This is a genomic window from Acinetobacter sp. YH12097 (genome assembly GCF_013419225.1).
GTDB classification, from domain to species: Bacteria; Pseudomonadota; Gammaproteobacteria; order Pseudomonadales; family Moraxellaceae; genus Acinetobacter; species Acinetobacter amyesii.
This window is the reverse complement of the sequence record NZ_VPAN01000014.1, coordinates 43,969-57,512: the sequence shown is the minus strand read 5'-3', so window position 1 is coordinate 57,512 and position 13,544 is coordinate 43,969. Positions and strand designations below refer to the sequence as shown.

The 13,544-nt window shown below is 43.6% G+C and carries 13 protein-coding genes; 10 read left to right on the top strand and 3 right to left on the bottom strand.

The window, feature by feature from the left end; genetic code table 11:
- The first annotated feature begins 19 nt into the window (after nucleotides 1–19).
- On the top strand, nucleotides 20–697 hold the full coding sequence (locus FTU37_RS08210; RefSeq protein WP_180003539.1) for a glutathione S-transferase family protein: 678 nt from the start codon (nucleotides 20–22) through the stop codon (nucleotides 695–697).
- On the opposite strand, the gene phoR is transcribed toward FTU37_RS08210, so the two are convergent.
- The 3 genes from phoR to FTU37_RS08195 all read right to left on the bottom strand — a co-directional run bounded on the left by phoR (nucleotide 694) and on the right by FTU37_RS08195 (nucleotide 3,699).
- A complete protein-coding gene (gene phoR, locus FTU37_RS08205) occupies nucleotides 694–2,052 on the bottom strand; it encodes a phosphate regulon sensor histidine kinase PhoR (protein WP_078191505.1) in 1,359 nt (452 codons plus the stop codon). The two genes, FTU37_RS08210 and phoR, sit on opposite strands and share 4 nt — an antisense overlap.
- A gap of 23 nt (nucleotides 2,053–2,075) precedes the next feature.
- Nucleotides 2,076–2,786, bottom strand: a complete 711-nt coding sequence (gene phoB / locus FTU37_RS08200; RefSeq protein WP_078194048.1) for a phosphate regulon transcriptional regulator PhoB — start codon at nucleotides 2,784–2,786, stop codon at nucleotides 2,076–2,078.
- 229 nt (nucleotides 2,787–3,015) lie between these two features.
- A complete protein-coding gene (locus tag FTU37_RS08195) occupies nucleotides 3,016–3,699 on the bottom strand; it encodes a TetR/AcrR family transcriptional regulator (RefSeq protein ID WP_180124158.1) in 684 nt (227 codons plus the stop codon).
- Between the two features lie 224 nt (nucleotides 3,700–3,923).
- Between FTU37_RS08195 and FTU37_RS08190 the strand changes: the two genes are divergently transcribed.
- The 9 genes from FTU37_RS08190 (at nucleotide 3,924) to FTU37_RS08150 (ending at nucleotide 13,513) form a co-directional block, all read left to right on the top strand.
- Nucleotides 3,924–4,754 carry an SDR family oxidoreductase gene (locus FTU37_RS08190; RefSeq protein WP_180022186.1) on the top strand — a complete coding sequence of 277 codons (831 nt, stop codon included), beginning with the start codon at nucleotides 3,924–3,926 and terminating at the stop codon, nucleotides 4,752–4,754.
- A 535-nt stretch (nucleotides 4,755–5,289) separates the two neighbouring features.
- Nucleotides 5,290–6,771, top strand: a complete 1,482-nt coding sequence (locus FTU37_RS08185) for a carbohydrate porin (RefSeq protein WP_180124157.1) — start codon at nucleotides 5,290–5,292, stop codon at nucleotides 6,769–6,771.
- 32 nt (nucleotides 6,772–6,803) lie between these two features.
- Nucleotides 6,804–7,859 (top strand): ABC transporter substrate-binding protein, encoded by a 1,056-nt coding sequence (locus tag FTU37_RS08180; RefSeq protein ID WP_180124156.1) that lies wholly within the window; start codon nucleotides 6,804–6,806, stop codon nucleotides 7,857–7,859.
- 9 nt (nucleotides 7,860–7,868) lie between these two features.
- Entirely contained in the window at nucleotides 7,869–9,122 is a 1,254-nt protein-coding gene (locus FTU37_RS08175) for an MFS transporter (RefSeq protein WP_180039784.1), read from the top strand.
- The gene (locus tag FTU37_RS08170; RefSeq protein ID WP_180010791.1) at nucleotides 9,119–9,967 is read left to right on the top strand and encodes an ABC transporter permease; all 849 of its coding nucleotides are present in this window, start codon (nucleotides 9,119–9,121) and stop codon (nucleotides 9,965–9,967) included. Before FTU37_RS08175 ends, FTU37_RS08170 begins: the two co-directional genes overlap by 4 nt.
- Nucleotides 9,964–10,758, top strand: coding sequence for an ABC transporter permease (locus FTU37_RS08165; RefSeq protein WP_180022181.1), 795 nt, complete (start codon nucleotides 9,964–9,966; stop codon nucleotides 10,756–10,758). The genes FTU37_RS08170 and FTU37_RS08165 overlap by 4 nt, the downstream gene beginning before the upstream one ends.
- 12 nt (nucleotides 10,759–10,770) lie before the next feature.
- Nucleotides 10,771–11,826, top strand: a complete 1,056-nt coding sequence (locus tag FTU37_RS08160) for an ABC transporter substrate-binding protein (protein WP_257225240.1) — start codon at nucleotides 10,771–10,773, stop codon at nucleotides 11,824–11,826.
- 2 nt (nucleotides 11,827–11,828) lie between these two features.
- Entirely contained in the window at nucleotides 11,829–12,662 is an 834-nt protein-coding gene (locus FTU37_RS08155; RefSeq protein WP_180118168.1) for an ABC transporter ATP-binding protein, read from the top strand.
- A gap of 20 nt (nucleotides 12,663–12,682) precedes the next feature.
- Nucleotides 12,683–13,513 (top strand): ABC transporter permease, encoded by an 831-nt coding sequence (locus FTU37_RS08150; protein WP_111885796.1) that lies wholly within the window; start codon nucleotides 12,683–12,685, stop codon nucleotides 13,511–13,513.
- Nucleotides 13,514–13,544 lie beyond the last annotated feature (31 nt).

Genomic DNA, 13,544 nt, shown 5'->3' with positions numbered 1-13,544 from the left:
TCATATAGGAGATGAACCCATGCGGGTGCTACATCATCTAGAAAAATCTCGTTCATTTCGTATTTTATGGGCAATGCAGGAATTAGGACTGGATTATCAGGTTCAGTTTTATCTGCGCCAGCCAAATTTGTCTGCTCCCCCTGAGCTTAAAGTCATCCATCCTTTAGGAAAGTCGCCCATATTGCAGGATGATGGACTGGTCTTGGTAGAATCTGCAGCGATCTTGGAGTATTTACAAGAGAAGTACGATCGGCATGATTTTTTTGCAGCCAAGGCGGAACATTCAAAACAACAATATCGCTTTTGGATGCATTATGCCGAAGGTTCTCTGATGCCGTTATTGGTGATGCAGTTGGTCATGAGCAATGTGCCACGCCATGTACCTTGGGTCATCAAACCCGTAGCTAATCGCATTTGTGATGGGGTCAAAAAAGGTTTTGTACGACCTCGCTTAAAAGAACATATCGAGTTTTTAGAAAACCATTTAGCGGAAAATGAATATTTTGCGGGACCGTTTAGCTTTGCGGATATTCAGATGACGTTTCCATTAGAAGCCGTCATGACCCGAACGCAAGGGCGATATCCACAAATTCAGGCTTTCTTACAACGGATGCAACAGCGTCCTGCATATCGCCGTGCCAAACAACAAGAACAACAGTTGGAAGCACAGCAAGACCGGCGGGATGATTCTGCTTAGCTCACGTGATACAAGCGTTCTTTAGGGAAGACCACCTTAAACAGTGAGCCACGATTTTCTTTGGACTCAATTTCAAGGTGTGCCTGATGTTGCATTAAAACGTGTTTTACAATGGCAAGACCTAAACCTGTGCCCCCCGTTTGGCGGCTACGGGCGCTGTCCACACGATAAAAACGTTCCGTCAAACGGGGTAAGTGTTTCGGGTCAATCCCGATACCGGTATCTTCAACAGTAAAATAACCATGCGTACCATCATCATGCCATCCAATGGTCACAGTGCCGCCTTTGGGGGTGTATTTAATCGCATTGGTGATGAGGTTGCTAAAGGCACTCGCCAATTCCATATCTGATCCGATCAGGTCACAGTGACTATCAATCTCGAGATTCAGTGTATGTCCATAATCCACATTGTAAGCATGTGCATCGTCATATAGTTGGTTCATTAGGCTGGGCATTTCAATGATTTGATTTTTAGCAACTTTTTTATCATTTTCCAGACGAGATAATAATAACAAGTCATTAACCAAAGCATTCATACGGCGGGTTTGAGACTGCATTTGATCGAATGCGCGTTTCCAGCGTGGATTTAAATCTTCCTGATCGGTAAAGGTTTCGATATAGCCACTTAAAACCGTAAGTGGTGTGCGTAGCTCATGTGAAATATTATCGACAAAGTCTTTACGCATTTGCTCAAGGTTATGCATGCGCGTGACGTCATAAGCCACCAATAAACGACTTTCGCGACCAAAACGGGTTAATTTGACTTGTACATAATGGTCTTCAAGTACCGATGATTTCATTTTTAAACCATCGGGAGCTAAATCGATATTGGTAAAGTATTCGATAAAACTAGGCTGTCTTAAAATACTTAAAATATTGCGCCCTTGATCGAGCTGTTGAATCCCTAAAAGCTTTTCTGCGGCAGGGTTCCACCATTCGATTTGGTGTAATTCATCAATCAATACCACAGCTTCAGCAAGCGCCACCAAGGAAGATTGAGCGCGGTCAATTAGGCCGACCATTTCAGCTTGTACGATGCGTTCTTGGCGCTGCGCACGGTATACATTAAAGAGCAAAGCCCCCCAAATGCCGTCTAAATTTGGCGGAACATCATAGGGACGGTTTGAAATCCATTCGTTAACCAAGTACAGCGAGCGCATTTGCAATGCAAAGAACACTGCAAAGGCAATTAAGATGCAGATCCATAAGTACCCGATACCAAAGCCGATGAGTGCAGCAATGAGCAGGAAAAATGCCAGCAGTCTTAAATCCTGCTTGGCAAAAGTCCATAAACTGCTGTAACGGAATTTTTTATGTTCACTGGCAAGTTCAGGGACGGGATACGGTTCGTACATAGAAAATTAAAGACCTAAAATGACTAACCCATCACAGCATCTGCACGGGTAGAGAAACGGTAACCTGTACCACGAACAGTTTGCACATAACGATCTGCTTGGAAAGGTTCAAGAACTTTACGCAAACGACGAATATGAACGTCAATGGTACGGTCCTCAATATACACGTTTCCACCCCAAACCTGATCTAATAATTGAGCACGAGTATAGGCACGTTCAGGATGAGTCATGAAGAAGGCCAGTAGACGATATTCAGTTGGTCCCATATCTAAAATGGTGTTGCCAAAGCTGACACGTTGGCTGACTGGATCGAGGATTAAGCCATTGGCATCAATGGTTTTTTCACCACCCAATGCATTTGAGCGACGTAGCACCGCTTTAATGCGTGACACCAACTCACGGGTGGAAAAGGGTTTGGTCATGTAGTCATCTGCACCCGCGTCTAGACCTTGAACTTTATGGTCTTCTTCGCCGCGCGCAGTGAGCATGATGACTGGAATTTCTGACAAATTTTCATCGCGTTTTAAACGACGACATAGGTCTACACCACTCACGCCGCCAGGCATCATCCAATCTAATAAAATCAGTGCAGGACGCTGATCCACAATCATTTGGTGCGCTTGTTTGGCATCTTCAGCTTGCTGACATTGAAAACCAGCCATATCCAGTGAAGTATGGATCATTTCCCGAATCGGGAGTTCGTCGTCGACGATTAAAATATAGTCATCTTTCACAGCGCAATACCCTATTTTATGTAAACGGTAGACCGTTTTATATTTATGACAGGCTTATTACAAAGATTAATTATGACAGTATCATTGCAAAAATGATCTTTCATTGGGGTTTAGAAAGAAATTGTGACAATTTAAATCCTGAAATATTCAACAACATGGGCTTTGCATCATGTTGTTGTCACAAAAAAATCATTCAAAAAATTGTAAAGATCAGTGTTGAGCTCAGAATTTATTTCCTGGGTTTTTCAGAAAAAGCATCCAACAAGGCCAAAAAGACCACGCTACATGACGATAAAACTTCGTCAATCGGTTGTTTATAACCACTCATGACCCAGCGAATCGCGATTTGGGTGACATAACCATTGAGACCTGTTGCGACCATTGAAATTTCGCGTTCTGAACGATCAATATTGGGCATCATGAGCATGACAAAGGCATGAATCATACGGTCAAAGCGCATCATGGTTTCATGAATCGTCGCTTGGTTATGTAGCTCTTGTACCAACATGGCATCGATGTAAATGATGCGCGCCATACGTGGATTATTTTTTAAGGTTAACAGTAAGGCGGTTAAACCCGCTTCAATCATTTTTTTAGAATCGGTTGATGCTTGCATGATGGCTTGCATCACGTTTTGTTGCAGTTCATCGATTAATTTTAAAAAAATGGTTTGGAACAGTTGCTCACTTTTCTTAAATGATTCGTAAAAATAGCGTTCGGTCAACTTGGCTTCCAAACAAATATCTTTTACGGTCACGGAAAAAAAGCCATGTGTACCATAGGCTTCTATACCGGCTTCAATCAGTTTTTCACGTCGCGCTTGTTTACGTTCACTGAGAGAAAGCCCTTTAAATTGACGTTCCTTCACATTTTTTGCCTGTTGTTGTTCTGTGTGATTTGTTACATCTGTCATGAAAATATACGCTGAACTAAAGCAGAATTTTGTCTTATTTTAGCAATAATTTCAGTTTAAACCTATGTTTAAGCATTGGCGATTTCAACAGCTTAGCACGTCCTAAGATGACATTGACAATATGTATTGTCAAAACTATATTAAGTCGACGAACTGCACACATTGGCAAATGAGATCACGCTGTGATAAAGCCAAGCGGCAGCATAAAGGAATAAGGAATCACAATGAAAAACTTCAAAAATAAAGTGGCTGCCATTACAGGTGCAGGTTCAGGTATTGGTCAGCAATTGGCAGTGCTTTTGGCGAAACAAGGCTGTCATCTGTCTTTAAGCGATGTGAATGAGCAGGGTCTTGCGGCAACCGTAGACTTAGTGAAAGCCAGCAATGTACGTGTAACCACGCAAAAACTCGATGTGTCAGACCTTGCGGCAATGAAAGCATGGGCAGCACAGACCGTTAAAGATCATGGTTCGGTGAATATGATTTTTAACAATGCGGGTGTGGCATTGGGCACGACCGTTGAAGGGGCAAGCTACGAAGAGCTGGAGTGGATTGTCAATATTAACTTCTGGGGTGTGGTTTATGGCACCAAGGAGTTTTTACCGTATATTAAGCAAAGTGGTGAAGGTCATATCATCAATATTTCCAGCTTGTTTGGCTTAACGGCACAGCCAACACAGTCGGCATATAATGCCACTAAATTTGCAGTACGTGGCTTTACCGAATCTTTACGCCAAGAATTGGATATTGAAAACTGTGGCGTGAGTGCGCTATGTGTTCATCCGGGCGGGATTCGTACCAATATTGCCAATGCCGCAAAAATGAATGATAGCCTGAAAAGTTTAGGCATGAACCCGCAAAAATCGGCACAGTCCTTTAATAAATTCTTGCGCTGTCCACCTGAAGAAGCGGCTCGTCAAATCATTGAAGCAGTACAAAAAGATAAGCGTCGTTTATTGATTGGTAATGATGCAAAAGCGATTGATTTAATTCAACGTTTTCTACCGACGGGCTATCAAAAATTAACAGCGATGGCGACTAAATTTGGTCAATAAGCGGTAATTAAAATCGATTGAAAGCCCACGTCAGTGGGTTTTTTTTATGCCCAAAGGAAAGCCCAAGGCGTATTGCTTATTTCATAAAATGAGATATAAAAATGGAGATATCTGATGATTTGAAATAAGCAACTGTTGAATAACCAACAGTTTTTTGGCGTCAAAACCAACAGAATCTATCGGGTTTGAATAATAAAACTTTAAAAAATAAATATTTAAGATGTTGGCACAGTTGTTGCCATATTAGAGTGAACAAAACTCACCACTGTATGGAACATTTATGAGTACTTTTACGCATCGATATCTTTCTGCTTTTCGTGTCCTACAACAGGCATGTTGTTGTGCTATGACACTCGCGATGATGCGCGCTTAAATTCTAAAAGCTGTCTTCGAGTTTCGGTCGTGCATAAGTTGAATAAAACCTACGACCACTCAGATTAATTTTTAAAAAACCCACGCAGTACATTCACTTCATGCACCTTGCATGGGGTTGGGGGATTTTGCGCTTTGGGAAAAATATTAGTGAAACCAAATCATGAAAAAAACCACATTAACCGTTGCGGTCGGACTGATTTTATCCGCAACCAGTCAGCTGAGTTTTGCTTCGGATGAAGCACTTCAGCAAGAACTGAGCAGCTTAAAACAACAAATTGAGAGTTTGCAAAAACGCTTAAATGCAGTGGAATCTGGTACGACGAAAAGCCAAGTCGTCGAAACGGCCACTGTGACGACAGACGATACGAGCAACGCCGCTGATGTTGAAGGTGAAACGCAGGTTGCAGAAGTGACCACAGCAACATCCGAAGATATCGACGGCTTACGTGCAGATATTGAAAACTATAAGTACGATCAGTCACGTCAATATGAACGTCAAACCACCAAATCGACCCGTGACACAACCCTGTATGGCACGGTTCAACTACGTGCCAGTGCGCTCGATGAAACGGGTGTGTTGGGTTCAACCAAATCGACATTTGATATTGGGACTGCGCTGATCGGTGTACGCGGGAATTTATTCCGTGATTATAACGAAGGCAAAAACCTCGACTATCAATTGTCCTTTGGTTATGGCAAACGCAATGATGGCACCAATAACAGTAACTTTAACTTACTAGATGCCTTTGTTCGCTATAACGCTTTTGCCACCAATGCGGGCCCTGAAACTGCCAAACTCAACTTTACGCTCGGTCAGCAGTTATTACCCTTTGGTTTAGATGTGCAGTCTCCTGAAGATTTGCGTCCAACCATTAGTACCGCTGCAGCTTCGACCTTTTTAGGACTGTTTAACCGTCAAAATGGATTTATCGTCCGTGGTGATGCCAAACCTTTTGTCGACTTTGCATCGAACTACCGTGCGCCGCTGTTTGAGTATGCCTTAGGGGTAACCAATGGGAATGCCAGTAATAAGGCGGATGACAACAACGGCAAAGATTATATCGGTCGTGTGGCTTTTACCTTGCCAGTGGACTACGCCAGCATTTTCCGTGAGTTGAAGTTCGGTGCCTCTTATATCAAAGGCGAATCGAAAATTTCAGCCGGCGGAATCACTGATGATGCTGCAAAACGTGATCGTTTGGGTTTCGATATTTATTATAACCATGCCCCATTTGGCGTGACCTATGAATATCTGCAAGGCAAGACCGATTATGTTGACACCGTAGCCCAAGACATCAAAGAAGCCAAAGCGGAAGGGCATACTTTTACCGCTTTCTACACCTTGGGTGATCAGTTCTACAACAGTATTAAATCCAATGCCAAATTTGATGATTTCTGGCCGAAGTCAGTCCAAGGCTATTACCGTTTTGACCGCTATAACCCGAATAGAAACAACGCAAGCTATCTCGATACCGCGAGCGGTCGTATTGGTGAATATGACATTCACTCTTTGGGTTTAAACCTATTTTTTGCGCAAACCACAAAATTCCAATTACAGCTGAATCACTACCTGTTTGATGTCGAAACGGCAAATCAAAAAGACACCAATGAGCTACAAGCTCAGGTTCAGTACACCTTTTAATTCAAAAATTTAAATCATTAAGGACATTCGATATGAATAACTTTTCTAAAAAAATCGCAGCCACTTTCTTGGCACTTTCAGCACTTGGTTTAAGCGTTCAATTGCATGCTACCAATCCCAAAGAAATTCGTATTTCTGTATCAGGCGCGGGTGAGGGGGGCAAACCCAAAGTGGGCGGTAGTTTTGTAGCTACAGCACATTTACGAGGTGTGCTCGAACAAGAATTTAAAAAAGATGGCATTAAGGTGAATTGGCTGTTTTTCCCAGGAGCAGGCCCTGCAACCAATGAAGCTTTAGCCAATGGCAAAGTTGACTTTGCATTGCATGGCGATTTGCCCTCATTGGTTGGACGTTCAACGGGATTAAAAACCAAAGTCTTGTTTTCAACAGGGCGTTTTGGCCCAACTTATGTGGTGGTGCCTGCCGGTTCTAATGCCAAATCCTTTGCAGATCTAAAAGGCAAAAAATTCTCCGTCTTTAAAGGCACCAATGGTCAGATCGTCTTTAACCGTGTATTAGCAAAATACAATTTAACTGAGCGCGATTTACGAGTGATTTCGCAAGATGCATATTCGGCACGTACGGCCTTAGCGACAGGTGATATTGATGCCACGATTACTTCGCCATTTAGTTTGCAAGCGCGTGGTGTGGCGAAAACATTACTAGAAATTAAAGATCCCAAAGTTGCACCGATTGCGCACTTTTGGGTGACAGAAAGTTTTGAAAAACAATATCCAGAAGTGGTGCAACGTGTCGTGACGACGCTGATTAAACAAGCGCAGTGGAGTTCTCAAGAAGCTAATCGTAGTGCGCAATATAAACTTTGGGCACAAAGTGGCATTCCGTTGGTGGATTATCAAAAAACGTGGGATGGCTGGAATTTAAAGGACCGTACTACACCGCTACTAGACGAGTTCCATCGTTCACAAATTGATAGTGCTTTAAAAATTGCCAAAGACGCTCGCTTAATCCGTCGTGATGTAGATACCAAAACATGGTATGAGCCGAAGTATCTAAATAATGCCTTGAAAGAGCTGAAGTTAGAGGGTTACTGGCGCCAATTTAATGCTCAAGGTCAACCGAAGTAAGTCGCAGCCATGAGTCGTCCGATTGAAAGCAATGTAATTGCCAGTCCATTAACCACCAAATTTATGAGCAGTTTTGTGCTGCTTACGATTTTGGCTGGACTGGGTGTGGGTGTAGCACGGGTATTAATTTCCTTGTATGCCGTGCATTTAGAAGCCACCGAATTGCAATTGGGGCTAATTTCTGCAGCGCAAAATTTTGGCATTTTGATCATGGCATTGCCGATTGGCGTGTTGGTACAGCGCTTTGGGTCTTTGAAAATATTCTGCATCGGCAGTGTGTTGGGCGCTGTGGTCTATAGCTTAACGCCACTCAAAGCTGGTGCATGGTATCTCTTTGCAGTCACAGCCTTAGTAAGTTTTGTCTTACCCATGCGCTTTGTTTCGATCAATACCGTTTTTTTGAGCAACTTAAAACGTTTAGGTCCAGTCCGTGCGGGTTGGTTTCGCGGTTCGCACATGATGGGATATTTCCTGATTGCGCCTGCATTGAGCGTGTTGTTGGTCGAGCATTTCGGCTATGGCGGAAGTTTTTATGTGGTGTCTTTGCTTTTTTTAGGCACCTTGCTGTTGGCTCCGTGGTGCTTTCAACGTAGTACTCCGCAAGCGACGAATCGTCCGCATTTTCAATGGCGAGATATTGTGGCGCCTTTGGCACTCATCAAAACCCATGCCTCGCTGCGGATTGTCTGCATATTGGAATTTTTGAGCAGCGTGGCAAATAACTACTTTGGCTTTTTCATTGTGGTGATTGCTATCCAAAGTTTTGCACTTTCGGAGCCAATGGCGGTGATGCTGCTGACCGTACAAGGCATCGTCTTTGTGGGATCGCTATTTAGCATGGGCGGTTTGGCTGAGCTGATGGGTTATCAAAAGTTTTATTTGATTGGCCTAAGCCTGATGGCAACGGCATTACTGATTTTAGCCTTAACCAAAATCACGCTGTTGATGTGGCCTGCTTCGGTCATGTTTGGACTTGGACTCGGTATGTTGCATATCGCCAATTTTATGTCTTTCGCCCGAGTCGGTGAGCAAACTGCGATGGCTAAGATTTCTCCAATTTTAGCCCTCGTCGGACCTTCGGGTGGGCTGTTGGGTGGCTTGATAGGCGCCGTATTTGGCGCACAGGTTGGACTACAAAATTTATTTTTACCGATCGGGCTGGTGTTTATTGGTCTGATTATTTTGATCAGCAAAGATCAGGAATTTATTCAATTTTTAAAACCTGATGTCTCAGAACAGAGCGTAAAAGGACAAGAATTATGAGCCTTACGGATGTATCTGCACATTCGGTTCCCTTGCAAAGTGACCGAAGTGCGTTGGATTTTTTTAAGACCTATTTAAAACTAACTTTGCAAGTGGCGTGTGGACTCCTGATGCCAGTTTTGTTGTTCGGTCTATGGTATGTGGCAACACTTAAACAGTGGTTGCCTGAGCAGATTTTACCTGCACCGAGTCTGGTGTGGCAAAGCACAGTCGAATTATGGCAAAGCGGTGAATTGAGTTTTCATTTTGCCATCAGTGCCAAACGTATTTTATGGAGTGTCTTGCTTGGTGCCAGTGTCGGGATTTTGCTTGGTACTGTGTTGGGATTAGCAAAGCGTAGTCGGGACTTTATTTTTCCGACGGTGAATCTTGTTGCGCAATTTCCCATAGTTGGCTGGATTCCATTATTGATGATTTTCTTAGGCATCGATGAGGCTTTGAAGATTGCCGCTATTTCATTGGCTGTGTTACCACCGCTGTTGATTGCAACCTATAAGGGCATTACTCATGTGCCGAATAGTTTGATGGAAGTGGCAGAGGTTTACCAATACAGCAATTGGCAGAAACTCAAAGAAGTGATTTTCCCAGCTGCACTACCCAGTGTGATCAGTGGTTTACGTCAAGGCATTATGCAGGCGTGGTTGGCATTGGTTTTTGTCGAGTTATTAGCAAGTAGTGAAGGAATTGGTTATCTCATGGTGTGGGGACGTCAGCTAATGCAGATGGACTTAATCTTCATGGCGATCATCCTGATTGGTATTACGGGCTATGTCTTAGATACCTTGCTGGCTTGGTTAGAAAAAACGGCACGCTTTCATGCAACCCGAGTAGGAGGCAACTCATGAGCATTCTTTCATTACACGGGGTAGCGCACCAAGTCTTAGTTAAAACAGCAAAAGCACTCGTTCTACCTGTGGCATTTATCGCACTGTGGGCAGTGGCTTCACAGCAAAACTGGGTCGATCCAAAGTTGATTCCTAGTCCATGGCTCGTGCTGCAAAAAGCTGTGACCGTGCTCCAACAACCGAGCTTTTTGACAGGCTTCGGCGAAAGTTTGGCACGAAATTTTATTGGCTATGGCATAGGTGCGATAGCAGGTGTGTTGTTTGGGATCTTGATCGCGAGTTCACGCCTTTCGAATTGGTTATTTGCACCGAGCTTTCATGTATTGCGTCAAATTTCGCTGTTTGCATGGTTGCCACTAATTTCGACCTTTTTAGGTGAGGGACACGGCGCCAAAGTGCTGTTTATTACCTTATCTGTGTTTTATCCCGTGGCGCTACACACCTTTGAAGGTGTGAGCAGTATTTCGCATAAATATCGTGAAGTGGCCGAAGTCTACCAATTTCCAAAGACATACGCGTTTCGTAAATTGATATTACCCGGTGCTTCGGCGCAGATTTTTGTCGGTTTACAACTTGGGCTGATTTTCGCATGGCTTGCCACTATTGGCTCTGAATTTTTATTGGCGAACTATGGCAATGGTCTGGGCAATATCGTGATTCAAGGGCGTCAGGCTTTTGATGTCGAACTGATTATTTTTGGCATGTTGCTGATTGGTGCTGTGGGCGTGTTGCTCAATACGGTACTGACTTGGGTTGAGCGTAAAGTTTTAGCTTGGCAGCAGGTTGGATAGGAGAACATAACAATGAAAAAAATGACAATCCATAACATTCCCCATCTCTGGCGTAGCCTATTTTTAGCTGCCTTGGTCGGTGGCACAGCCTTGGTTGGTTGCAGCACGCAGCAAGTGGATGAACCTCAGCAAATGGCTTTAAAAGAACTACGCTATCAAAGCTATCCGGGACTGGTGTCTTTGCCTGAGTTGGCACAAGACTTGGGCTATTTAGGCGACGTTAAACTCAGTTATGTCGGCACAGTACAAGGTGGACCACAAGATTTACTTACCTTGGTGGCAGGAGATGTTGATTTCGCTGGAGCCTTTAATGGCGCTGTGGTGAAAGTTATTGCCGCGGGTCTAGATGTGGTCCCCGTAGTGGCATCTTATGGCAGCGATGCTGAGCAAAATGTGGGTTTCTACGTGCTAGAAAATAGCCCTATTCGTGGCCCACGAGACTTTATTGGCAAGAAAGTCGCAGTGAATGCCTATGGGGCACATTATGACTTTGTGGTGAAAGATTATTTGGCCCGTCATGGCTTAACTGACGATGAAATCCGTCAGGTCGAACTGATTATGTTGCCACCCGTGAGCTCAGAACAAGCTCTACGGAATGGGCAAATTGATATTGCGGTGTTCTCAGGCATTTTGGAAAAACGGGCCTTAAAACATGGCGGTGTACGCAGCATCTTTAAAGATATTGATTTATACGGGCCCTTTACCGCAGGCAGTTTTTCGATGCGCGGAGAGTTTATTCAAGCGCATCCCGAGTTAGCTCGTACTTTTGTCAGTGGCGTGGCCAAAGCTCAGGAATGGCTACACAACACGCCGAAAGAGCAAATCATTGCTCGTATGGAAAGTATTATCGAAAAACGCCAACGCAATGAAAATACAGCACTTATTCCATATTACACAGGCACAGGTGTCCACGAAGTCGGTGGCGTGCAAAAAGATCAGGATTTTGCCCCATGGGTGAGTGCCTTAGAAAAAGAACACAAATTAAAACCGAATCAAATTGAGGTCAGTCGCATCTATAGCAATGAATTTAATCCCTATGCGAAAGACCAAAAATCAAAAGGAATATAACAATGACCAGTGCATTACATTTAGATCACGTGCGTAAGGTATTTCCTGCACAAAACCATGTCGGCAGTAAAAACTATAAGCCTGAATTTGTTGCTGTAGAAAATGTCACTTTGGATATTCAGCCGGGTGAATTTGTTTCAATCGTGGGGCCAAGTGGCTGCGGAAAATCTACATTATTAGACTTAATTGCGGGTTTAACCAAACCGTCGGCAGGGCAGATTTTACTGAGTGGCAAGCAGATTACTCAACCGGGTTTAGACCGTGGCATTGTGTTCCAGCAATATGCGCTCTATCCATGGTTAACCGCACTGGAAAATATCGAATTTGGTCTAGAAGCCAAAGACGTAGCAAAAAAAGAACGCCGTGAAAAAGCCGAATACTATTTGCAGCTTGTGGGTCTCAGTGGCTTTGAAAAGCATTATCCGAATGAGCTTTCCGGCGGGATGAAACAGCGGGTTGCGATTGCCCGAAGTTTGGCTTATGAACCAGAAATTTTATTGATGGATGAGCCTTTTGCTGCCTTGGATGCGCAAACCCGAGAAACCTTGCAAGCCGAGTTGATCAATATCTGGAAAAGCTCGAAAAAAACCATCGTTTTTATTACTCACAGTATTGATGAAGCGATTTATCTGAGTCAGCGTGTGGCGATTATGACCTCAAGACCGGGGCGGATTAAGGAAGTGATTGAAATTCCGCAAAGCCTGCGCAGCTCGAGTGAAGATGTCCGTTCATTGCCTGAATATGGCCGAATTCGCCACAAAATTTGGTCATTGCTCAGTGAAGAAGTGATTAAAGCGCAAGCCCTCGAAAAACATAAACAGCTTGCACATAACTAAAATATTCAGAGGATTTATTTATGTCATCGACTAAACAAGCCATCAGTTATACTCAATCGTATAACGACATTAAACCCCGACTACAGTTCACTTGGTTAAACACGGTATTTAAACGCACCATTGCCATCGTGGCTTTTTTCCTGCTGTGGGAGATTCTGCCGCGTAGTGGTGTGGTCAATCCAGCCTTTTTACCGCCGTTATCTGTGGTGTTGGAAACCACATGGCAGCTATATCAAAGCGGGCAATTAGGCATCCATTTCTTTGCCAGTATAAAGCGTTCCATTATTGGTTTCATTTTGGCCCTAGCGATCGCCATTCCTTTGGGTCTCATCATTGGTTGGTACAAGCTCGTGGCTGAAACCTTAAATCCATTGTTAGAACTGTTTCGTAATACCACAGCACTGGCGTTAATGCCGTTGTTCATCTTATTTTTAGGCATTGGTGAAACCTCAAAAATCAGTTTGTTGGTGTATGCATGCACATGGCCGATTTTATTGAACACCATTACAGGCGTACAAACAGTCGATCCTTTACTGATTAAATCGGCACGAACCATGGGCCTAAAACCCTATCAATTGTTCCGAAAAGTGATTCTACCTGCATCCGTACCCACGATTTTTGTCGGTATCCGTCTGGCAGGGGCGATTTCGATTTTGGCCTTAGTGGCAGTAGAAATGTTTGGTGCCAAAGCAGGTCTGGGGTATCTGATTATTTATTCGCAGTTCAGCTTTGAAATTCCACAAATGTTTGTGGGGATTTTAGTCATTACTCTTGTAGGCTTATCCTTTAACTACTTCTTGATTGGTCTAGAGAAATACTTCACAGCGTGGAAACGTAACCCCGTGGAATAATCTAGACGAAATAGAAAAATAAAAAAACCTC